19 protein-coding genes are annotated in these 20728 nt (G+C 69.7%); all 19 read left to right on the top strand.

The window, feature by feature from the left end; genetic code table 11:
- The 19 genes from OKA11_RS08865 (at position 1) to uraH (ending at position 20728) form a co-directional block, all read left to right on the top strand.
- Positions 1–1263 (top strand): spinster family MFS transporter, encoded by a 1263-nt coding sequence (locus OKA11_RS08865; protein ID WP_267219853.1) that lies wholly within the window; start codon positions 1–3, stop codon positions 1261–1263.
- 74 nt (positions 1264–1337) lie between these two features.
- Entirely contained in the window at positions 1338–1892 is a 555-nt protein-coding gene (locus OKA11_RS08870; RefSeq protein WP_267219854.1) for a DUF4402 domain-containing protein, read from the top strand.
- A 554-nt stretch (positions 1893–2446) separates the two neighbouring features.
- The gene (locus tag OKA11_RS08875; protein ID WP_267219855.1) at positions 2447–3070 is read left to right on the top strand and encodes a DUF4402 domain-containing protein; all 624 of its coding nucleotides are present in this window, start codon (positions 2447–2449) and stop codon (positions 3068–3070) included.
- A 227-nt stretch (positions 3071–3297) separates the two neighbouring features.
- Positions 3298–3795 (top strand): DUF4402 domain-containing protein, encoded by a 498-nt coding sequence (locus OKA11_RS08880; RefSeq protein ID WP_267219856.1) that lies wholly within the window; start codon positions 3298–3300, stop codon positions 3793–3795.
- A gap of 131 nt (positions 3796–3926) precedes the next feature.
- On the top strand, positions 3927–4466 hold the full coding sequence (locus tag OKA11_RS08885) for a DUF4402 domain-containing protein (RefSeq protein WP_267219857.1): 540 nt from the start codon (positions 3927–3929) through the stop codon (positions 4464–4466).
- A 105-nt stretch (positions 4467–4571) separates the two neighbouring features.
- Entirely contained in the window at positions 4572–5552 is a 981-nt protein-coding gene (locus tag OKA11_RS08890) for a fimbrial biogenesis chaperone (RefSeq protein WP_267219858.1), read from the top strand.
- Complete coding sequence (locus OKA11_RS08895) at positions 5549–8914, top strand: hypothetical protein (RefSeq protein ID WP_267219859.1); 3366 nt, start codon at positions 5549–5551, stop codon at positions 8912–8914. The genes OKA11_RS08890 and OKA11_RS08895 overlap by 4 nt, the downstream gene beginning before the upstream one ends.
- Positions 8915–9133: 219 nt before the next feature.
- Entirely contained in the window at positions 9134–9304 is a 171-nt protein-coding gene (locus OKA11_RS08900) for an AtzG-like protein (protein WP_267219997.1), read from the top strand.
- Entirely contained in the window at positions 9273–10676 is a 1404-nt protein-coding gene (locus tag OKA11_RS08905; protein WP_267219860.1) for an AtzE family amidohydrolase, read from the top strand. The genes OKA11_RS08900 and OKA11_RS08905 overlap by 32 nt, the downstream gene beginning before the upstream one ends.
- A gap of 17 nt (positions 10677–10693) precedes the next feature.
- Positions 10694–12052: an NCS2 family permease gene (locus tag OKA11_RS08910; RefSeq protein WP_267219998.1), complete on the top strand. Its 1359-nt coding sequence runs from the start codon at positions 10694–10696 to the stop codon at positions 12050–12052.
- A gap of 8 nt (positions 12053–12060) precedes the next feature.
- The gene (locus OKA11_RS08915; protein ID WP_379489441.1) at positions 12061–12993 is read left to right on the top strand and encodes a 5'-methylthioadenosine/S-adenosylhomocysteine nucleosidase; all 933 of its coding nucleotides are present in this window, start codon (positions 12061–12063) and stop codon (positions 12991–12993) included.
- Between the two features lie 4 nt (positions 12994–12997).
- On the top strand, positions 12998–14593 hold the full coding sequence (locus OKA11_RS08920; protein ID WP_267219862.1) for a gamma-glutamyltransferase family protein: 1596 nt from the start codon (positions 12998–13000) through the stop codon (positions 14591–14593).
- Complete coding sequence (locus OKA11_RS08925; protein WP_267219863.1) at positions 14587–15897, top strand: allantoate amidohydrolase; 1311 nt, start codon at positions 14587–14589, stop codon at positions 15895–15897. Before OKA11_RS08920 ends, OKA11_RS08925 begins: the two co-directional genes overlap by 7 nt.
- Positions 15898–15940: 43 nt before the next feature.
- Positions 15941–17134: a pyridoxal-phosphate-dependent aminotransferase family protein gene (locus tag OKA11_RS08930; protein WP_267219999.1), complete on the top strand. Its 1194-nt coding sequence runs from the start codon at positions 15941–15943 to the stop codon at positions 17132–17134.
- 112 nt (positions 17135–17246) lie between these two features.
- A complete protein-coding gene (puuE, locus tag OKA11_RS08935; RefSeq protein WP_267219864.1) occupies positions 17247–18143 on the top strand; it encodes an allantoinase PuuE in 897 nt (298 codons plus the stop codon).
- Positions 18140–18520 (top strand): oxalurate catabolism protein HpxZ, encoded by a 381-nt coding sequence (gene hpxZ, locus OKA11_RS08940; protein ID WP_267219865.1) that lies wholly within the window; start codon positions 18140–18142, stop codon positions 18518–18520. Before puuE ends, hpxZ begins: the two co-directional genes overlap by 4 nt.
- The gene (gene uraD, locus OKA11_RS08945) at positions 18520–18972 is read left to right on the top strand and encodes a 2-oxo-4-hydroxy-4-carboxy-5-ureidoimidazoline decarboxylase (protein ID WP_267219866.1); all 453 of its coding nucleotides are present in this window, start codon (positions 18520–18522) and stop codon (positions 18970–18972) included. Before hpxZ ends, uraD begins: the two co-directional genes overlap by 1 nt.
- Positions 18969–20399, top strand: coding sequence for an FAD/NAD(P)-binding protein (locus tag OKA11_RS08950; RefSeq protein ID WP_267219867.1), 1431 nt, complete (start codon positions 18969–18971; stop codon positions 20397–20399). Before uraD ends, OKA11_RS08950 begins: the two co-directional genes overlap by 4 nt.
- The gene (gene uraH / locus OKA11_RS08955) at positions 20396–20728 is read left to right on the top strand and encodes a hydroxyisourate hydrolase (protein ID WP_267219868.1); all 333 of its coding nucleotides are present in this window, start codon (positions 20396–20398) and stop codon (positions 20726–20728) included. The genes OKA11_RS08950 and uraH overlap by 4 nt, the downstream gene beginning before the upstream one ends.

Consider the following 20728-nt stretch of genomic DNA (forward strand, 5'->3'; position numbering starts at 1 on the left):
ATGAGCCAGAACGCTGCCAATTCGCACAAGCCCTCATCGCCCGGTCTCGTTCTGGCGATGCTGCTCCTGGTCTATATCTTCAACTTCGTCGACCGGCAGATCCTGGCGATCCTGGCCGCTCCGATCCAGCAGGACCTCGGGCTCGACGATGCCCAGATGGGCATGCTCGGCGGGCTGGCCTTCGCGATCCTCTATTCGACGCTCGGGGTGCCGCTGGCCTGGCTGGCGGACCGCACCAGCCGGTCGTGGGTGATCACCGGCTCGCTGCTGGTCTGGAGCCTGTTCACCGCGCTGTGCGGCGCGGCGCAGGGGTTCTGGCACCTGTTTGTCGCGCGTCTCGGCGTCGGCGTGGGCGAGGCGGGCGGTGTCGCCCCGTCCTATGCGGTGATCGGCGATCATTTCCCCAGCGAGAAGCGCGCCTTTGCGCTTTCGATCTATTCGCTGGGCATTCCCATCGGGGCGGCGACCGGGGTGCTGGCGGGCGGCTACGTTGCCGCGCGGGTGGACTGGCGTGCGGCCTTTGTGGTCGTCGGGCTGGCCGGGCTGCTGGCAGCGGTGCCGTTCCGCATGGTGGTGCGCGACAAGCCCCGTCCCGCACGGGCCGCGCCCACCGTCCGGTTCGGTGAAGTGGCCGCCACGCTGGCGCGCAAGAAGGCATTCTGGCTGCTTTCGTTCGGAGCGGCATCCAGCTCGATGCTGGGCTACGGCATCATGTTCTGGATGCCGAGCCTGCTGCAGCGCAGCTTCGGGCTCGATCTTGTCGAGACCTCCTGGTTCCTCGGCGCGATCCTGCTGATGGGCGGCACCGTGGGCGTTCTGGCGGGCGGGCGCCTCGCCGACCGGCTGGGCTCGGCCGACCGTGCCTTCTACGGCTGGGTTCCCGCGGTCGCCTACGTGATCGCGGTGCCGCTCTATGCCGGCGGCATCTGGACCCACAGCGTGCCGACCGCCTTCCTGCTGTTCCTGTTGCCGCAGGCGCTCGCCTATGTCTGGCTCGGGCCGGTGACGAGCGCGGTCCAGCACCTGGTCGAACCGGCCGCGCGCGCCACTGCCTCGGCGCTGTTCCTGCTGATCAACAACCTCATCGGGCTTGGCGGCGGCATCTATGCGCTGGGCGCGCTGTCGAAGGCGCTGGCGCCGGTCTGGGGCGGCGAGGCGCTGCGCTATTCGATGCTGATCGGCCTTGCGCTCTATCTTCTGGCGGCGCTGCTGATGGCGCTGGCGGGCCCGGCGCTGCGGCGCGAATGGGTGCAGGAGGGTTAGGTCACGGCCTGACCGGCCGGGGCTGGCTAAGGCGGGACCGGCGGTATAGGGTCGCGGCCGGGATGTTCTGGCAATTGACTGACTTTACCGGAAGGCGGCTGTTGGGCGTCGCGGCGGGCCTTGCCGGCGTGCTGGTGCTGGCCCCGCCGACGGCGCGCGCCGATCCCGCGCGGGCGGTCGTCACGGCCGATGCCCGGCTCGATTTCGGGCGCATGGTGGTGATCGGTAGCGGCAGCCGCAGGGTGAGCGCGGCGGGCGCGGTGGTCGACAGCGGCGTCATGTCGGCGCCCGGCGGAAGTACCCGTCCCGCCCAGTTCACCGTCTCCTACGACCGCGGCAACGAAAGCCGCCGTCCGCTCGACGTCACGCTGGAAGTGGTGCTTTCGGCGCCGGGTGCGGTCGAGACCGGCGGGGTGTCCGGACGGCTTTCCGCCTTCGAGACCGACTTGCCCGGCTACGGCGCGATTGCGCCGGGGCAGGTCCTGCAGATCACCCTCCCGAATTGCACCCAGCGCGTCTGCTCGCGCAGCTTCCGGGTCGGCGCCCGCATCGACCTGACGCGCAGCTATGGTGGCGGCACCTTGAACCTGCCGTTGCCGATCGATGCCACGATCGTGAACGTCGACTAGGCCGTAAACTCATAAACGGCACCATCGAGGCGCCCAAATGGCGAACATATCGGGCCGAAGCGGCCGCCGGGCGGGCTGGTTGCCCGTCCAAGGCCGCATCGGTTCGAGATGGAAGCCATTTGGGCGCCCCTTCGGGGTTTGACCAAAATGGTCCATCGCTGCGTCAGGAAGCCTAGAAATATCGGCATATTCCGTCGCCTTCCTTCCTCACGCTGAACCATTTTGCCTCAAACCTCGATGGTGCCGTTTATGAGTTTACGGCCTAGATCAAGCGCCCAGGGCATTCGCCCGGTACATTCACCCCGTACATTCACTTGGCTGCGGCGATGGCCGGTCTTGCGATTCTCTTCCTAAAATGAAGCCGGACGCCTTTCGAAGCGGCTCGGGCGCGGAACCGTTGCGCGGTTCGCTCGTTCGTACGCGGCGAAGGGCATCCCGGTGTCCCGCGTGCATGCGCTCCAGGGGGCGCTCCACGGGGGCGCTCGCAAGGGGCGCCCGCAAGGGGGGAGTCCCGGAAAACCGCGGTCTTCGGATCGTGAACGCGAGTGTGCCCGATGCCCCGTTCCCCTGCCTTGCCCGTTACCGGAGGCCTGCTTGCTGCAGAGGCGGTGGGACTGGCGCTGATGGCGCCCGCTTGCGCGCTTGCCGCCGAAGCGCCTGCGGGCGCCCATTCCAGCGGGCCCACCAGCGGGACCACCAATGGGATCGCCAGCGCGACCGTGGTGGCGCCGCTTGCGGTCCGTTCGCTCCGCGATCTCGATTTTGGCGCGGTGGGCGATGTCGGCCGCGAGGGCGGGATTCTCGTGATCGTGCCGGGCAGCCCCCAGGCGCGGTATGGCGGTGCGGCACGTCTTGCCTGTCCGGTCGGGGAGGCGACTTGTGCCATGCCGCATGCGGCGCGGCTGCGGGTGGAGGGAGAGCCCGGACGGGCCTACCGGGTGCTGCTGCCCGATGCCGTCGAGGCGCAATCGGGCGCGGCGGACGGCGCGCCGTTGTCCCGCCTGTCGGTATCCAGTCTCACCGTGCGCACCGACAGCAGGCCGCAAGCGGGCGGGCAGGGCGTGCTGGGCGAGGACGGCGGCGACGGATTCGAGATCGGCGGCGAACTGCACATCCCGCCCGGCACCCGGGCCTCCCACTACCAGGCGCAAGTTCCCGTCATCGTGGTCTATGGGTGACAAGGGGGATTAGCTGACGGCTTCGATCAGACAAGAGGATGAAGCCCGTCGTTCTTTGGTATGAACCTCGAATGTTGGTGAGTTTTCAGTAAGATTCCTGAGGTTAATTCCTTAGTTAACACGGGGTGCCCAAATCGGGGCCGCATGGCGAGACTACATGCGGAAACGGGGAGCGTCGTGCCGCCCGGAGGGTCGCAGACGCCGGGCATCTCTGAGGGGTACTAATCATGAAGAAGCTTGCTCTTGTTTCCGCCGTGGCGGTCGCCGCCGCTTCGTCGCTCTTTGCGGTTTCCGCGTTCGCCGCGACCACGCAGGGCACTGCCACCGCCACCGTGGTGGCACCGATCACCCTGACCCACACCTCGGGTGCGGCCCTGGCCTTCGGTTCGTTCACCGCGGGCACCGGCGGTACGGTCGTGGTGACCTCAGCGGGTGCCGGGTCGAAGACCGGCGGCGTCGTCTTCGTGGCGGGTTCGGCCAATACCGCGGACGCCTTCACCGTCGGCGGCGATGCCAGCCGGGCCTTCACCATCTCGACCACCGGCGGCAATGTTTCCAGCGGTACGAACACGATGGCCTTCACCACCACGCCTTCGTCGACCAGCGGCACGCTGAGCGCCTCGGGCGCGGCGAGCTTCACCGTGGGCGGCACGCTTACCGTGGCATCGACGGCGGCGGCCGGCAGCTACACCGGCAGCTACGACGCGACCGTCACCTATAACTGATCGCGCAAGCCGCGGGCCTTCGCCGGGAGGGCCGCTTCGGCCGATGCCTGCCGTGGTGGCGGCAGGCATCGCATCACCAGCACCCGCAACGAGGACCAGGGATGACCGGGAGGAGACGATACCGGCCCGTCTTGGCTGACCGCGCGCGTCTGGCGGGGGCCGGGCTTGCGGCCATGCTGCTTGCGGCGCTGCCGGGGCAGGGGCATGGCCAGGGACTGGCGGCCGGGGCAAAAGGCGCGGCCACGGCGGAAGTCGTGGCGCCGACCCAGATCGTGCCGCTTTCCTATCTGCGCTTCGGCAGCTTCGCGCGGCCCGCGAGTGCGGGCACCGAAACGGTGAGTGTGGCCAGCGCCGTCAGCGGCACCGGCGGCATGGCCGCGAACCTGTCGATGCCGCAGGGAACCGGCGGGCGCGGCGCGGCGAGCTTCCAGCTCAACGGCCAGCCTCGCCGCATCTATATCGTCGACCTGCCTGCCCAGGCGACGATTGCGTCCGGCAGCGCGACGATGACGGTCAGCAATTTCACCTCCGATACGGTGGGCATCGGCATCGGTCAGCTGGACGCTTCGGGCCGCGACATACTCACCGTCGGCGGCACCCTGAACGTGTCGGCCAATCAGGCCGCCGGGGACTATTCCGGTACGTTCCCGCTGACCGTCTACTACCTGTAAGGGGTATTTCGAGGGCTGGGCCCGGCCCGCGAAATTCGCTTTTCGCGAATGTCCGGACGGGCTCTAAATACCTAAGTATCATTGCTTGGGATTCCAGGCAGTTGCATGGTTAATCCCGATCATGGACATTCGGGGGTCGCAGTCGTGCGCGTGGTATCGGGAGTGAGGGGCGGTGCGCGGCTGCTGCGCGCCGGTGGTCTGGCGAGCCTGTGTCTGGCCGGGGCCGCCGTGGCGCAGGACGAGCCGCTGCAGGCGCCGCCTCCCCGGGCCGCCGCTGCGGTGCCCGAGGGCGCCGTGGGCGGCATGGGGGACATCAACCTCTACCCCAAGCGCGTGGTGATCGACGAGCGTACGCGCATCGCCTCGGTCGGGCTCTACAACCGCAGCATCGAGCGCGGCGAGTACGACATCGCCATTGCCGACAAGGTGATGACCGCCGACGGCCGGCTGCTCGATGCCGAGGCGGTGGCTCCTGGCGAACGGGCCCGGCTTCATGGCGGCGCTGCGATGCTGCGCTGGTCGCCGCGCCGGGTGGTGCTGGGCGGCAGCGAGGCGCAGACCATCCGCATCATGGCGCGCGTCGCCCCCGATACGCCGCCGGGCGAATACCGCGCGCACTTTTCCGCCGTGGCGGTGCCGCCCGCCGATGCCTCCTACTCGATCGAGCAGGCGGCGGGCGCCGCCGGGCAGGGTTCGATCGGCGTGCGCATCGTCCCGCGTTTCGGCATCTCGATCCCGGTGATCGTCCGTATCGGCCAGACCACGCTGACGGCGGGGATCGAAAGCCCCCGGATCGTGGCGCTGCCGGGCGGGCGCAAGGCGCTGCAACTGACGATCACCCGTGCCGGCACGCGCTCGGCCTTTGGCGACATCGCGGTGAACGCGCCGGGGGCCAGGGCGCCGCTGGCCCTGCTCAAGGGGCTGGGCGTCTATACCGAGATCGACGCGCGGCAGGTGACCGTGCCCTTCGATGCCGGCGCCGATCCCCGTTTCCTCGCAAGCGGCGCGAAGCTCACCGTGACCTACACCGATGACGACGTCGAGCCCGGCAAAGTGCTGGCCAGCCGGGATCTCATCGTGCCGTGACACAGGAGCGGAGCGGGTTGCCAGGGGCGGCCAGGCTCGTACCGTTCCTTGCCGGGGCCTCGCTGCTGGCGCGGGGGGACCACGCCCTGCTGCCCGCTGCCGCCGCGGGTGAGGAGGGGCCTCCGGCCCTGCACCATGCGCGGGCGCGGCAGGCGCTGCCGCGTCCCGGCTTTGCGATGCTGGCCCTCCCGGGCTTACCGGGATTACCGGGATTACGGGGATTGCCGGGATTACCGGTGGAGCGGGCGGCCGCGCCGCTGCTCCCCCGTTCGCTGGCCCCACATCCGCTGCGCGCGGCCTTGCGGGCTTCGGCGGCGCCACTCGCGCTTGCGGCGCCTTTGCGGCCCCCGCCGGGCGACCCGGACGCGGCACGCGATGCGCCGCATTGGCTGGCGCTGCCCGTGCCGGAGGAAATGCCGGCGGCGGGGCCTGCGGTTTTCCCGGCAGCGCCGGCCGGGTCCGAACTGCCCGCAGCGCTGGTTGCAGCGCCCGATGCCAACGAACCGGCGGCGCCTGCGCTGGTTGCCGCGCCCATTGCCAGCGAACCGGCGGCGCCTGCGCTGGTTGCCGCGCGCCGCCTGCCGGTGCCCGGCTTTGGCCTTGCCGTGCCGGGCGCTCAGCCTGGCCCCGCGGCTCCGGCCCGGCTTGCCCCCGCCAGCGCCGTGCAGACCTTCCCCGCAGGCGCTTCGCCGGTCATCACGTCCGACGACGAGGTGATCCTCGCGGTCAGGGTCGCCACGGCCACCGGCACCAGTGGCGGCGAGGATACGGTGATCGCCTATGGCACGCGCGAGGGGCTCTACCTGCCGCTCGGCGCACTGGCGCGTACGCTCGACCTGCCGATCGCTGTCGGCGACGAGGGCCACTATGCCAATGGCTGGTTCCTCTCCGAAGATCGCCACCTGACGATCAACTTGCGCGAAGGCACGGCGCAGGCGGATGGCCGGAGCGTGGCGCTGGGCAAAGGCGATGCCCAGGCCTTCGACGGCGAACTCTACCTCCGTGCCGAGCGCATCGGCGACCTTTTGCCGCTGACGGTGACGCCGAACCTGCGCGACCAGTCGGTGACGATCCGCACCAGGGAGCCGTTTCCTTTCGAGCAGCGCCTCACCCGCGAGGCCGAGCGCGAGCGGCTGGACAACGAGCAGGCCTCGGCCGCCTCCGCCCAGCGCCGTTTCCCGCGCGAGGAGACGCCGTGGCTGCCGATCTCGGTGCCGATGGCGGATATCGAGACGCGGGCGGTGTCCGATACCGCGCTGGGCGAGCGGGTGGAGAGCGACCTCAGGCTGGCGGGCGACTTTGCCTGGATGAGCGCCGAGGTCTTCCTCACCCATTCGACGCGCGACGGGCTGACGGCGGCCCATGTCGAGCTGGGCCGTACCGATCCCGACGGTGAACTGCTGGGGCCGCTCCACGCCAGCGCCTTCGCACTCGGCGATGTGGCGACGAGTTCGCTGCCGGTCGGGCTGCGCGGGGTTGCCGGCCGCGGCGCCGTGGTGACCAATGCGCCGGTCGAGGCGGCCTCGGTGTTCGACCGGATCGACCTGCGCGGTGCGCTTGCGGATGGCTACGAGGTGGAGCTCTACCGCAACGGCGTGCTGGCCGGTTCGACGCGCCAGGCGATCAACGGGCAGTACGAGTTCCTGCAAGTGCCGGTCGATTACGGGCTGAACCTGTTCCGCCTCGTGTTCTACGGCCCGCAGGGCCAGCGCAGCGAGCAGGTGCGGCGCATCTCGGTGGGCGACGGGCGGCTGTCGAAAGGGCAGCTGGTCTATACCCTGGGCGCTGTGCAGAAGGACGAGAACCTGCTGGGCATCACCGCGCCGCGCTTCATTCCCGGGCTTGACCATGGCCGCTGGCGGGCGAGCGCGCAGCTGGCCTACGGCCTGACCTCGCAGGTGACGGGCGTGGTCGGCGGTGGCTGGTTCGACCGCGATTCGGGCAGTCGCTGGCTGGCCAGCGCGGGGCTGCGCACCGGCCTTGGCGGGCTGGCCGCCAAGCTCGATCTGGCGATGCAGGACGGGGCCATGGTACCGGGCGGCAGCGGCAAGGCCGGGCGCGCCATCGAGGCCGGGCTCGGCGGGCGGGTGGCGGGCGCCTCGTTCACCCTCACCCATGCCGAATATCGCGGCGACTTCCTCGACGAAGTGCGGGTGTTCGACGGGCAGCCGCTGCGCCGGGTGAGCGAACTCGATGCCAATGCCACGCTGCGGCCGTGGGGCGAGGGTGGGCTGGCGATCCCGCTCCATGCGCGGGCGCGGCGGATCGAATATGCCTCGGGCGAAGTGCAGAGCAGCGCCTCGCTGCGCGGATCGGCGCGGGTGGCCGGGGTGCTGGCGTCGAACGCGCTGGAATTTTCGCGCTACCAGCCCGCGATGACGGCAGGGGGCGGGAGGCTTGACCAGCTGATCGGCACGTTCGACCTGGCCACGCTCAGCGGATCGCGCACCCAGGTGCGGGCCTCGGCCAGCTACAGCCTGGCGCCCGTGGCAAGGGTGGAGGCTGTGTCGCTGGAACTGGATCGTTCGCTCGATGACCGCACGCTGGTGCGCGGGCTGGCGAGCCATGCCTTCCACCAGCGCGACACCCAGCTCGGTCTTTCGGCGGAGCGGCGCTTCCGGCGCTTCACGCTGGCGTTCGACGGGACTTACGGCCTGCGCGGCAAGGTCCATTCGCTGGCCCTGCGGCTGGGCTTCGGGCTCGGGCGCAATCCGCTGACGGAGCGGATCTACCTCGCCCCGCCGGGGCAGGCGCTGGCGGGCGCGGTGGCCCTGCGTGCCTACGAGGACCTCGACGGCGACGGCGTCTACGGTCCGGGCGACAAGGTGTTGCCGCAAGTCGCCTTCGGCTCGGGCACCGGCACGGGCGCGACCGACGGGGACGGCACCGTGCTGCTGACCGGTCTGCCGGCCGGCACGCGGGCCAGCGTGCAGGTCGATCCGACCTCGTTGCCCGATATTGCGCTGGCCCCGGTGACGCGGGGGATCGAACTGGTGCCGCGTCCCGGCCGGGTCCACCGCAGCGACTTCGCGGTCGTGGCGATGAGCGAGATCGCGGGCACTGCCTATTTCCGCAGCGCGCTTGCAGGCGATGGCAAGGCGCGCGCGCGGGGGGTCTCGGGGCTGCGCCTGATCCTGCTCGACGGGGCGGGCAAGGCGGCGGGCAGCACGCGGACCGAGGCGGACGGGTTCTATCTGTTCGAACAGGTCCGCCCCGGTCGCTACCGCCTGGCCATCGATCCCGATCAGGCCGCGCGCCTGGGGATCGCGCTCGTCGCTTCGGCCCAGGACGATGACGCCCTGATCGAAGTCGGCCCGCAAGGCGCGACCCTGTCGCGCGATCTCTATGTGAGCACGCAGTAGTGCGCTGATTTTTGCAACGATCCGTCCAGATCATTGCGTTTGATCGATCATGCGGGCGCGGGCACAGCATGTCGCATGTCCCGCGACGTTTCCATCTCCGCACCGATCCCCGCACCGATCTGCGCCCGGCTTGCCTGCCATCCTGCCCGTCGGCAGGATCGCCGTTGCACCCGCCCTGCCGATTGCGGCTGCTGAGGAGGTTCGCGCGACGTGACTGCCATGCCATCTGACCGGATTCCCCGTTCCACCGCCGAAATCGTGGCCGCCGCCGCCGCGCGCGGGCTGACGATCCCGCCCGAATGTCTGGAGGGCGTAGCGGCCAATCTGGCGCTGCTGGCACGCCATGCGCAGGTCCTGCATGGCCCTGCGTGCGACGGCGCCGCCCAGTGAACGCTCCCGTCCAGTGACTGCCACCGCTCTCGAAATCGCCGCTGCCGTGCGCAGCGGGCGGATCACTGCGGGCGCCGTGGTGGACGCGTGCCTTGCCGCGCTGCCGCAGCCGGCGGACGATCCGCTGGTCGCGGTGACGCGGCTGCTGCCCGAACGCGCGCGCGCCGAAGCGGCGGCGGTCGATGCCCTGGTGGCGGCGGGCAAGGACCCCGGGCCGCTGGCCGGCGTCCCCTACGGCGTCAAGGACCTGTTCGACGTCGCCGGATTGCCGACCACGGCGGGCTCAACCCTTTACGCCGATGCCCCGCCCGCCGCCGCCGATGCCGGAGCCATCGCCCGGCTCCGGGCGGCAGGTGCGGTGCTGGTCGCCACTCTCAACATGGACGAGTTCGCCTATGGCTTCGCGACCATCAACGCGCGCCATGGCACCACCCGCAATCCTCACGATCCCTCCCGTCTTGCAGGCGGCTCCTCGGGCGGCTCGGCGGCGGTTGTCGCTGCCGGGCTGCTCCCTTTCTCGCTGGGATCGGATACCAACGGCTCGGTTCGCGTACCGGCGAGCCTGACCGGCATTTACGGCCTCAAGCCCAGCCACGGCGACCTGCCGCTGGACGGCGTGTTCCCGTTTGCCGAGAGTTTCGACGATACCGGGCCGTTCACCCGCACCGCCGCCGACATGGCGCTGGTGTGGCAGGTGCTCTCCGGCCGCGACGGCGCGGTGGACACGGCTCCGCTCCGGATCGGCCGGCTCGGCGGGCGGTTCCGCGAGAATGTGGATCCCGACCAGCTGGCCGCCATCGATGCGCTTGCCGCCGATGCGCCGCTGGTCGAACTGCCCGATATTGCTCGCGCCCGCTCGGCGGCTTTCGTGATCACCGCCTTCGAGGGCGGCAACCTCCATCGCAAGGCCCTGGCCGCCAAGGCCATGGCTTTCGATCCCGCAACGCGGGACCGTCTCCTCGCGGGGGCTCTGCTGCCCCGGGCTCTCTACGAGGAGGCGGTGCGTTTCCGGGATTCCTTCCGGGCCGAGGTCCATGCACTGATGACCCGCTTCGATGGGCTGCTGGCCCCGGCCGCGCCCTGCGCCGCGCCGCTCATTGCCGATCCGCGCATCGCGATCGATGGCGCGTTGAGCCCGGCGCGGGCCGATCTTGGCATTCATACCCAGCCAATCAGCTTTACCGGACTGCCCTCGCTGGCGGTTCCGTTGTACCGTCCGGGGCGCCTGCCGCTCGGACTCCAGCTCATCGGGGCGCCCAAGGGGGAACCGGCGCTGCTGAAACTGGCAGCGCAGCTGGAAGCCGCGGGCGTGGCGGGCGCGACACTACCACCCGGGCCGATAACCGGGTCGCAATTAGGGGCACGACAGTGACGGATACGACAACCACCATGGAGGCGCCGCCGGCGGGACCACCCGGCACGCCGGACGGCCGGCTGGAACGCTGGTTCTCGATGGCAGAACGCGGCACCAATGCCCGCACCGAAGTGCTGGCGGGGGTCACCACCTTCCTGACCATGGCCTATATCGTGCTGGTCAACCCGGCGATCCTGGGCACTGCCGGAATGCCGGTGGCCTCGGTTGCCGCCGCCACCTGCTTTGCCGCGGCCTTTGCCTCGATCCTGATGGGCTTCGTCGCCAATACGCCGCTGGCGCTGGCGCCGGGCATGGGGCTCAATGCCTATTTCAGCTTCACCGTGGTGCAGCAGATGGGCGTGCCCTGGCCAGTGGCGCTGGGCTGCGTGTTCATCTCGGGCGTGGCGTTCCTGTTCCTGACGCTCACCGGTGTGCGCCAGCTGATCGTCGCCTCGATCCCGCAATACCTGTTCGCGGCAGTGGCGGGCGGCATCGGCCTGTTCATCGGTTTCATCGGCTTCAAGGACGCAGGCATCGTCGTCGCCAATCCGGCGACTTTCGTGGCGCTGGGTGACCTCAAGGCTCCCGGCGCGGCGCTGGCGCTGTTCGGCCTGGTGCTGATCGGTGCGCTCAGCGTGTGGAACGTGCGCGGGGCGATGCTGATCGGCATCCTCGCCACCACCGTGGTCGGCTGGCTCTGCGGCATGGTCTCGGTCAGCCCCGAGCCCTATTCTCTGGACGCGCTGACCGGCACTGCCTTCAAGCTCGACCTTGCCGGCGTGTTCGGCCTGTCGGGCAGCCATGGCCTCGGCCTGCTGGAAATCCTCTTCGTGTTCCTGTTCGTCGACCTGTTCGACAATATCGGCACCCTCGTCGCGGTCACCAAGCGCGCCGGGCTGATGGACAGCGAGGGCCGCATCCCGCGCCTCAACCGCATCCTCATCACCGATGCCGCCGCCACCATCGTCGGTTCGATGGCGGGCACCAGCACCGTCACCAGCTATGTCGAGAGCGCGGCGGGCGTGCAGGCGGGGGGGCGCACCGGCCTTACCGCCGTCGTCACCGGCGTGCTGTTCCTCGCCACCATGTTCGTGGCGCCTTACGCGCAGCTGATCCCGCTGGCGGCGACCGCGCCTGCGCTGATCATCGTCGGCGGCCTCATGCTGCTGCCGCTGACCGAAGTGAAGTGGGAAGACCCGCTGGCGGCGATCCCCGCCTTCCTGACGGTGGCGATGATCCCGCTGACCTTCTCGATCGCCAATGGCCTCGCCTTCGGCATCACTGCCCACGCCATCCTCAAGATCGTGCGCGGCACCGTCGTCAGGAAGGACTGGTTCCTGCTGGTGCTGGCGCTGCTGTTCGTCGCCCGCTTCGTCTGGATGGGAGCCGCCTGATGCGCGTCATGACCGTACTTGCCGGGGCCCTTGCGCTTTCGGCCGCCGTATCCGCCCCGGCGCGCGCCGCCGACAAGCTCGACGCTGTCCCGCGCACACTGGTGATGACGGCCTACGAGCCCGAATGGAACGCGCTTGTCCACGCGGTGCAGCAGCCGACCGCCTACCAGCTCAACGGCATGACCTACATGACCGGCGTGCTGGAGGGCAAACCCGTGCTGCTGATGCAGAGCGGCGTCTCGATGGTCAACGCGGCGATGAACACGCAGCTGGTGATCGACCGGTTCGCGGTGAAGCGCATCGTCTTTTCCGGCATCGCCGGGGGTGTCGATCCCGGGCTTTCGATCGGCGATGTGATCGTGGCGGAGAACTGGGGCCAGTACCTCGAAGTCTCCTTCGCGCGCCAGACCGACGGCGGCTGGCTGCCGCCCGAGAAGGTCAGCACCGGCGCGCCGGGCAACTGGGAGTTCATGTACCCGCGCCCGGTCCGCGTCAGCAATGCCGCGCAAGGGACGCAGCACATGTTCACCTTCGCGATGGACCCGCAGCTGCTGGACCTCGCCCGCAAGGTGGCGCCGACCGTCAAGATGGAGCGCTGCGTGGCCGCCGCGGCCACCCAGCGGGCCGGGTCCGAGCTGTGCCTGCCGCACGATCCCAAGGTCGTTGTCGGCGGCACCGGGGTCAGCGCCGGGGTCTTTGCCGACAACGCGAAGTTCCGCGAATACCTGCACGCCGCCTGGAAGGCCCGCGTGCTCGACATGGAAAGCGCGGCGGTGGCGCAAGTCGCCTATGCCAACCAGGTGCCGACCATCGTCTTCCGCAGCCTCTCCGATCTTGCCGGGGGCGACGCCCAGAAGAACATGGAGGATACTTTCGAACACCTCGCCTCGGTCAATTCCGCGCATGTCGTGCGTGCGTTCCTGACCGCGCTGCCGGACTGACGCGATGACCCTCACCACCGTCACCGGCCGTAACGGCATCGTCACCGCCCCGCACCGCCTTGCCGCCGAGGCGGGGCTGTCGGTGCTGATGGACGGCGGCAATGCCGTGGAGGCGACCGTTGCCGTCGCCGCGACGCTGGCGGTGGTCTACCCGCACATGACCGCGATCGGCGGCGACGGGTTCTGGGTGATCCGCGAGCCGGCCGGGCAGGGTGGCGGGACGGTCCATTCGGTCCACGGCTGCGGCGGCGCGGCTGCCGGGGCGGACCTGTCGCTCTACGCCGGGCTGGAGACGGTGCCGACGCGGGGGCCGCTGGCGGCCAATACCGTGGCGGGGACGATCTCGGGCTGGGCAGCGGCACTGGAGAGCGCAGGCGGCACATTGCCGCTCGGGCGCCTGCTGCGCGATGCGATCCGCTATGCGCAGGAGGGCGTTCCCGTCACCGCAGGCGGCGCCGCGATCGCCTTGGCCAAGGGCGACGAACTGCGCGCCGCACCGGGGGCCTATGCTACCGTGTTCGAACCTGAGGGTCGTCCGCTGGCCGAAGGTGACGTGCTGCGTAATCCGGCTCTGGCCGCGACCTTGCGCAAGCTGGCAAGCGACGGGCTCGACAGCTTCTATCGCGGCGATCTTGCAGCCCTGATCGCCGAAGACCTTGCCGCGCTGGGCAGCCCGGTTTCGGCGGCGGACCTTGCCGCGCACCATGCCACGCGGCCCGCGCCGCTCTCGGTGCCGATCCGGGGCGCGAGGCTCTACAACAGCGCGCCGCCGACGCAGGGCTTCGCCTCGCTGGTGATCCTGGCGCTGTTCGACCGGCTTGCCGCCGGGGCAGTGGACAGCTTCGCGCATGTCCATGGGCTGGTGGAGGCAACCAAGCAGGCCTTCCTGCTGCGCGATGTGCATGTCGGCGATCCGGCTTACACCGATTACGATTTTCAGGGCCTGCTGGACGATGCGGCCGCGCTCGATGAACTGGCCGCGCGGATCGATCCGGCACAGGCGCTGGCCTGGCCGCAGCCGCCGCAGTGGGGCGATACCTGCTGGTTCGGCGCGGCGGACGCGGAGGGGCGCGTGGTCTCCTCGATCCAGTCGACCTATTTCGAGTTCGGCTCGGGCCTGGTGCTGCCGCAGACCGGGATCGTCTGGCAGAACCGGGGCAGTTCGTTCCGCCTCGCCGAGACGGGCTGGAATGCGCTGAAGCCCGGCCGCAAGCCGTTCCACACGCTCAACCCGGCGCTGGCGGTGTTCGAGGATGGCCGGGTCATGGCCTATGGCACCATGGGCGGCGAGGGCCAGCCGCAGACGCAGGCCGCGCTGTTCAGCCGCTATGCGCGCTTCGGCGTGGACTTGCAGCAGGCGATCAGCGCGCCGCGCTGGCTCTTGGGGCGCACCTGGGGCGAGGTCACCACCTCGCTCAAGCTCGAGGACGGTTTCGACGAGGCGCTTTATGCTGCCCTGGCCGAGGCCGGGCACGATGTGGAGCGCGTGGGGCCGCTGACGGCGATGATGGGCCATGCCGGCGCCCTGGTACGCCTGCCGGACGGTTCGTTCGAAGGCGCCACCGATCCGCGCAGCGATGGCGGGGTAGCGGCATGGTAGAGGCCAGCGGCCTGCGCGCCGTCACCCGCTGCCAGGTGCTGGGTAGCGGGCCTTACAGCGAGACCGAACAGGGGCTCTATCGCGGCTATCTCAGCCCCGCCTACCACGCCGCCGTCGATCTGGTCGGCGCGTGGATGGTCGAGGCGGGCATGCGGGTCGACCTTGATCCTGCCGCCAATCTGCGGGGCCGCTACGAAGGCGCGGCGCCGAACGCACCGGCGCTGGTGATCGGCAGCCACCTTGATTCGGTGCGCGACGGCGGCTGCTACGATGGTCCGCTCGGCGTCATGCTGGGCATCGAATGCGTCGCTGCGCTGCACGAGCAGGGCCGCCGCCTGCCCTTTGCCATCGAGGTCTACGCGTTCGGGGACGAGGAAGGCTCGCGGTTTCCCGCCGCCATGCTGACCAGCCGCGCGGTGGCCGGAACGCTCGATGCGGATTTGGGTCGGATCGCCGATGCGCAAGGGGTGTCGCTGGAAGTGGCGCTCGCCTCGTTCAGGACCGACTACGACGTGGTGACGGCCAATACGCCGACCGACCGCCTCTCGGTGCAGGCCTACCGCAGCGCGCGCCGGGCGCCGGAAGACATCCTTGCCTATCTCGAGGCCCATATCGAGCAGGGCCCGGTGCTGGAGGCGGAAGGCCTTGCGCTTGGCACCGTCACCGGCATCGCCGCGCAATTGCGCTATGCCGCCACGGTACGCGGCATGGCCGGGCACGCGGGCACCAGTTCGATGCCGCTGCGCCGCGATGCGCTGGCGGGGAGCGCGGAAATGGTGCTCGCCATCGAGGCGATTGCCCGCGCGGACGGCTCGGACCTCGTCGCCACTGTCGGTACGCTGGAAGTCCTGCCGGGCGCCGCCAACGTGATCCCCGGCGAAGTGCGCTTCACCATCGACGTGCGCTCCGGCGACGCAGGGCGGCGCGACCGTGCGGCGCAGGCCATCCTCGCGCGGCTGGAGCAGCTCGCCTCGACGCGGGGCCTCGTGCTCGATCTGGCGCTGATCCATGACTTGCCCGCCAGTCCTTGCGACGAGGCGCTGATGGACCTGATGGACGCCGCCATGGCCGGGGCCGGTCAGCCGCCGCGCCGACTCGTTTCGGGCGCGGGGCACGATGCCATGGTGATGGCCGCGCTGTGCCCCACCGCGATGCTGTTCATCCGCTGCCGGGACGGCATCAGCCACAACCCCGCCGAGCATGTCGAACCGGCCGACGCCGAGGCGGCGCTGCGGGTCATGCTGGGCTTCATCGACAAACTGGGCCAGAAACACTTGGGAGACCGCCTTGCCGACCGACCTTGATCCGCTGCTCTTCGGCGAGATCGATCCGCCCCAGCGCCTGCTCATGGGCCCCGGTCCGATCAACGCCCACCCGCGCGTGCTGCGGGCGATGAGCGCGGACCTGCTGGGCCAGTTCGACCCGGAAATGACCGGCTACATGAACCAGGTCATGGCGCTCTACCGCCCGATCTTCGGCACCCGGAACCAGTGGACCATGCTGGTCGACGGCACCGCGCGTGCCGGCATCGAGGCGGCGCTGGTCTCGATGGTGGCGCCGGGCGACGTCGTGCTGGTGGTCAACTTCGGCCGCTTCGGCCTGCTGCTGACCGAGATCCTCACCCGCATCGGCGCGGTGATCGAGACGGTGGACGCGCCCTGGGGCGAAGTCGTGCCGCTGGACCGCGTGGCCGAGGCGATTGCCCGCTGCCATCCCAAGATCGTCGCCACCATCCACGGCGATACCTCCACCACCATGGCGCAGCCGCTCGACGGCTTTGGCGAGCTGTGCCGTCAGGCGGGGGCATTGAGCTATGTCGATGCCACCGCGACGATCGGCGGCATGGAACTGGCGGCGGACCGCTGGGGCGTCGACGTCGTCACCGGCGGCTTGCAGAAGTGCCTGGGCGGGCCGTCCGGCTCGGCGCCGATCACCATCTCGGACAAGGCCGCCGAGCATATCGGCCGCCGCCGCCATGTCGAGCAGGGCATCCGCCGCGACGACATCGCCGACGGGCAGGGGCCGCGCATCCGCTCCAACTATTTCGACCTCGCGATGGTCATGGATTACTGGTCGGACAAGCGCCTCAACCACCATACCGAGGCGACCTCGATGCTCTATGCCGCCCGCGAATGCGCGCGGATCGCGCTGGGTGAGGGACTGGAGGCGCGCTACGCCCGCCATGCCGCCGCGGGCCGGGCGATGGCGGCGGGCCTGCGCGCCATGGGCCTCACCGTCTTCGGCGACGATGCCTATCGGATGACCAATGTCACCGGCGTCTTCATCCCCAAGGGCGTCGACGGCGAGGCGGTGCGCAAGGCCATGCGCGAGCAGTTCGAGATCGAGATCGGCACCGCCTTCGGCCCGCTGCAGGGCCGGATCTGGCGGATCGGCGCGATGGGCTACAACGCGATGAAGCACAAGGTGCTGCTGACCCTGGCGGCGCTGGAAGCGTGCCTCAGGATGGAGGGCTTCGCGCTGCCGCTGGGCGATGCGGTGCCGGCGGCGCTGGAGGCCTGGTGCCAGGATGAGCAGGCATGAGCATGTGGCAGCGGCTTCGACACGCTCAGTCTGAGCGGCGTTTCAAGGCAAGCGTTATCCAGGTCCCGCTCGTCCCGAGCTTGTCGAAGGACCGCAGCGAAACGGTGCGCCCATGACCCGCGATCTTGTCGGCTATGGCCGCACGCCGCCCGATCCGCAGTGGCCGAATGGCGCGCGCGTGGCGGTGCAGTTCGTCATCAACTACGAGGAAGGCGCGGAGAATTCCGTTCTCAACGGCGATGAGCGCTCCGAGGCTTTCCTCAGCGAGATGGTCGGCGCCGCGAGCCATGCGGGCCGGGCGATGGCGATGGAAAGCCTCTACGAATATGGCAGCCGCGCCGGGTTCTGGCGGCTCCACCGGCTGTTTGCCGAGCGGGGCCTGCCGGTCACCGTGTTCGGCGTGGCCAAGGCCATGGCAATGAACCCCGAAGCCGTCGCCGCGATGCTGGAGGCGGACTGGGAGATCGCCAGCCACGGGCTGCGCTGGATCGATTACCAGTACGTCCCCGAAGAGGTCGAGCGGGCCCATATCGCCGAGGCCATCGCGCTTCACGAAAAGCTCACCGGCAGCCGCCCGCTCGGCTGGTATCAGGGGCGCACCTCGCCCAACACGGCGCGGCTGGTCGCCGAGGAGGGGGGCTTCCTCTACGATGCCGACAGCTACGCCGACGACCTGCCCTACTGGGACCGCCAGCACGGACGCCCGCAGCTGATCGTGCCCTATACGCTCGACGTCAACGACATGAAGATCGTCGCGCTCAACGGCTTTACCGAGGGCGAGCAGTTCTTCCGCCACATGCGCGACACCTTCGACCAGCTTTGCGAGGAAGGCGGGCGGATGATGAGCGTGGGTCTCCATGGCCGCATCGCCGGCAAGCCCGGCCGCGCCCGCGCGCTCGCGCGTTTCCTCGATCACGTTACCGCCAGCGGGCCGGATGGCAGGCCGCGTGCCTGGATCGCCCGCCGCATCGACATCGCCCGCCACTGGATGGAGCATTTTCCGGCATGACCATCGACGATCCCGACCTTCTCGCCGAAGTGACCGCAGCCTTCCGCGAATACGAGCGCGCGCTGATGGCGGACGACATCCCGGCGATGGACGCGCTGTTCCACGATGCGCCGACCACCAACCGCTACGGCGTGGGCGAAGTGCTTTACGGCATCGAGGAGATCCGCGACTTCCGCAAGGGACGCGGCGGCTCCCCGCAGCGCAGGCTCGGCCGCGTCGCGATCACGGTCTATGGCGACCGCTTCGCCACCGCCGATGCCGAGTTCTTCCGCGAGAACAGCGAGCGGCGCGGCCGCCAGACGCAGAGCTGGGTGAAGTTTCCCGATGGCTGGAAGGTGGTTTCTGCCCATGTCAGCCTCGAAGGCAGCACCCACTGATGACCGGGGGGACGACGGCGCTCTTCGAGCATAGCCCCTGGGTGGAGGCGCGCGCCGATGCGCGGCCTTCCTCCGGGGACCGGCTGGCCGATCTCCTGGCGGTGCTGCACGAGGCAAGCGCCGAGGAGCAGCTGGCGCTGATCCGCGCGCACCCGGAACTCGCGGGCAAGGCGGCGATCGACAGGACGCTGACCGAGGCCAGCGCCGCCGAGCAGGCGAGCGCCGGGCTCGACCGCCTGACCCCTCACGAATACGAACGCTTCCACGCGCTGAACGCCGCCTACCGCGACCGTTTCGGCTTCCCCTTCATCATCTGCGTGCGCCTGACCGACAAGGCGGGTATCCTGGCGGCCATGGAACGTCGGCTCGAAAACGGGCGCGACGTGGAAGTGGCCACGGCGCTGGAGCAGATCGGCGAGATCGTTCGCCTGCGGCTTGAGGACCTGCCATGACTTCCACCGGTGCCATTGGCCTGCCCGCGCTCGAGGCGCAGCTGGCGCGCGAGCTCGATCTGGTCGGTTTTGTCCGCCCGGAATGGGTGCGGCCGCGTGACTATGACGGTGAGCGCGTGCTCGACGTGGCGGTGATCGGCGGCGGCCAGTGCGGGCTGGCCACAGCCTTCGGCCTGCGCCGCGAGGGCGTGGCGAACGTCTTGGTCTTCGACGAGAACGCCGCCGGGTTCGAAGGCCCCTGGGAGACGTATGCGCGCATGGTCACCCTGCGCACGCCCAAGCATCTCAACCCGATCGATTTCGGCATTCCCTCGCTCACCTACCAGGCCTGGTGGCAGGCGCAGCACGGCCTTGCCGGCTGGGAGGCGGTGGACAAGATCGCGCGCGGCGACTGGATGGACTATCTGCGCTGGTATCGCGCCGTGCTGGACCTGCCGGTCGAGAACGGCGCGAAGCTCACGCGGATCGAGCCGCTGCCGCAAGCCGGGCTGCACCGTCTGCACTTCGCCAGCGGCGCGGTGGAACATGCCCGCAAGGTGGTGCTCGCCACCGGCATCCAGGGCGGCGGCGAGTGGCACACCCCGGCGATGGTGCGCGACAATCTGCCCAAGGCCTTGTGGGCGCATACCAGCGAGCCGATCGACTTCGGTGCGCATCGCGGCAAGCGCATCGGTATCCTCGGCGGCGGTGCCTCGGCTTTCGACAATGCCCAGCACGCGCTGTCACAGGGCGTCGCGGCGGCCGAAGTCTTCATCCGCCGCAAGCAGCTGCCGCGCGTCAACCCGATCCGTTTCATGGAGCGGGTGGGCTTCACCGCGCGCTACCCCGCGCTCGACGACGTCACCAAGTATGCGGCGATGGACTGTTTCCTCGGCCACAACCAGCCGCCGACCAACGACACGTTCGCGCGTGCGGCGGCGTTTCCGGGCTTCCATCTGCATCTCGGCGCGCCCTGGCTCGACGTGGCCGAGCACGAAGGGCGGGTCAGGGTGACCTCGCCGCAGGGGTTCCACGAGTTCGACTTCGTGGTGATCTCCACCGGTCTCGTCAGCGATCCCGGCCTGCGTCCCGAACTGGGCGAGGTCGCCGACCTGATCCTGCGCTGGGGCGAGCAGGTGACGCCCGCCGGTCCGCGCAACAGGCTGATCGACGCGCACCCCTATCTCGGCGAGGCGTTCGAGTTCCTGCCGCGGCCCGGCGCCGACGGGGCACCGCTGCACGGGCTCTTCGCGTTCAACTATTCGGCCCTGGTGAGCCTGGGGCTTTCGGCCTCGGCGCTGTCGGGGCTGCACAATGCCCTGCCGCGCCTGCTGCGGGGCGTGGCCGACCAGCTTTTCCTCGACGACCGCGATGAACTGGTGCGCGATTTCATGGCTTACGACGAGCATGAGTTCCTCGGCGCCTGGCCAAAAGGGGAGGCGGCATGAGCAGTCTTTCCACCCATGTCCTCGACACCGCCCACGGCTGTCCGGCCGAAGGCGTCGCGCTCGAACTGACCGATGCGGCGGGTACGGTGCTGTTCACCGGTACCACCAATGCCGATGGCCGCTGCCCCGGCATTCCCGCGCTGGCTGCGGGCACTTATGTGCTGACCTTTGCCGTGGCCGATTACTTCCGCGCCAAGGGGGCCGAACTGCCGCAGCCGCCGTTCATCGACCGGGTGCCGATCCATTTCGGCATTGCTGACGCGCACGGCCATTATCACGTGCCGCTGCTGGTCTCGCCCTTCGGCTATTCGACCTATCGGGGAAGCTGA

Source organism: Novosphingobium clariflavum (assembly GCF_026420865.1).
GTDB lineage: Bacteria > Pseudomonadota > Alphaproteobacteria > Sphingomonadales > Sphingomonadaceae > Novosphingobium > Novosphingobium clariflavum.